Raw genomic sequence first — 1,637 nt, 5'->3', positions numbered from 1 at the left:
CACGTTAACAAGAGTGGAGGCCGGGCGAATGATCGATTAACTGGTGCGGATGGAACCAATCTCCTTCGACCGTCATCGCTTTCCACCTGAAGTCATCCGACACGCAGTTTGGCTATATGCTAAATTCACCTTGAGTTTCAGAGATGTTGAAGATCTCCTGGCCGAACGCGGTTTGGACGTTTCCCACGAAACAGTTCGGCGTTGGTGTCTGAAATTTGGTTCAGAGATTGCACGAAACCTCAGATCGGCGCGGCCAACCCCAAGCGACCATTGGCATCTGGACGAAATGGTGATTGTCATTCGAGGAAAACGATACTGGCTGTGGCGAGCCGTCGACAATGAAGGTGAGGTGCTGGACTTCCTGGTCCAAGCGCGCCGCAACACAAATGCCGCAGAAAAGCTTCTGCGCAAGCTACTGAGAAAGCATTTAGCGCCAACGCGTATCACCACAGACAAGCTGCGATCTTACCGTTCAGCTTTTAGGGAACTCGGGCTGGCATCCGAGCATGTGACCGATAAACGCACCAACAATCGAGCGGAGAATTCGCATCAGCCAGTGCGAAGACGAGAGCGAAAGATGCAGCGGTTTAAGTCGCCAGGATCTGCGCAACGCTTCCTCAATCTCCAATCAGCAACTTACAACAGCTTCTACTTCCAGCGCCATCTGCTCGACCGATCCAAATTCAAGCAGTATCGAGAAAGTGCATTCCGAGTGTGGAATGAGGCGTCGGCGTCAGTTTAGCTGCTAGGGAACACCCGCGTTGCCACGTTAACAAGAGTGGAGGCCGGGCGAATGATCGATTAACTGGTGCGGATGGAACCAATCTCCTTCGACCGTCATCGCTTTCCACCTGAAGTCATCCGACACGCAGTTTGGCTATATGCTAAATTCACCTTGAGTTTCAGAGATGTTGAAGATCTCCTGGCCGAACGCGGTTTGGACGTTTCCCACGAAACAGTTCGGCGTTGGTGTCTGAAATTTGGTTCAGAGATTGCACGAAACCTCAGATCGGCGCGGCCAACCCCAAGCGACCATTGGCATCTGGACGAAATGGTGATTGTCATTCGAGGAAAACGATACTGGCTGTGGCGAGCCGTCGACAATGAAGGTGAGGTGCTGGACTTCCTGGTCCAAGCGCGCCGCAACACAAATGCCGCAGAAAAGCTTCTGCGCAAGCTACTGAGAAAGCATTTAGCGCCAACGCGTATCACCACAGACAAGCTGCGATCTTACCGTTCAGCTTTTAGGGAACTCGGGCTGGCATCCGAGCATGTGACCGATAAACGCACCAACAATCGAGCGGAGAATTCGCATCAGCCAGTGCGAAGACGAGAGCGAAAGATGCAGCGGTTTAAGTCGCCAGGATCTGCGCAACGCTTCCTCAATCTCCAATCAGCAACTTACAACAGCTTCTACTTCCAGCGCCATCTGCTCGACCGATCCAAATTCAAGCAGTATCGAGAAAGTGCATTCCGAGTGTGGAATGAGGCGTCGGCGTCAGTTTAGCTGCTAGGGAACACCCGCGTTGCCATCAGCGGCAGGTTAACGTGATGGTGTGGATGGCTCCACCCCGACGGCATCATGATGTGCCATGCTGGTGCTGTTTGAGACCAACTAATGGAAGGAGCCATCCACT

General features: G+C 52.8%; 2 protein-coding genes. Both read left to right on the top strand.

Annotated features, from left to right (window positions below; translation table 11 throughout):
- Positions 1 to 49: 49 nt before the first annotated feature.
- A complete protein-coding gene (locus DFR46_RS00010; protein WP_116234597.1) occupies positions 50 to 742 on the top strand; it encodes an IS6 family transposase in 693 nt (230 codons plus the stop codon).
- Between the two features lie 72 nt (positions 743 to 814).
- Positions 815 to 1,507 carry an IS6 family transposase gene (locus DFR46_RS00005; protein ID WP_116234597.1) on the top strand — a complete coding sequence of 231 codons (693 nt, stop codon included), beginning with the start codon at positions 815 to 817 and terminating at the stop codon, positions 1,505 to 1,507.
- Positions 1,508 to 1,637: the final 130 nt, after the last annotated feature.

The sequence above is a fragment of the Parasphingopyxis lamellibrachiae genome (assembly GCF_003385775.1).
Taxonomy (GTDB): domain Bacteria; phylum Pseudomonadota; class Alphaproteobacteria; order Sphingomonadales; family Sphingomonadaceae; genus Parasphingopyxis; species Parasphingopyxis lamellibrachiae.
Note: the sequence above shows the minus strand (reverse complement) of the source record. Positions and strands in the feature narration are given on the sequence as shown.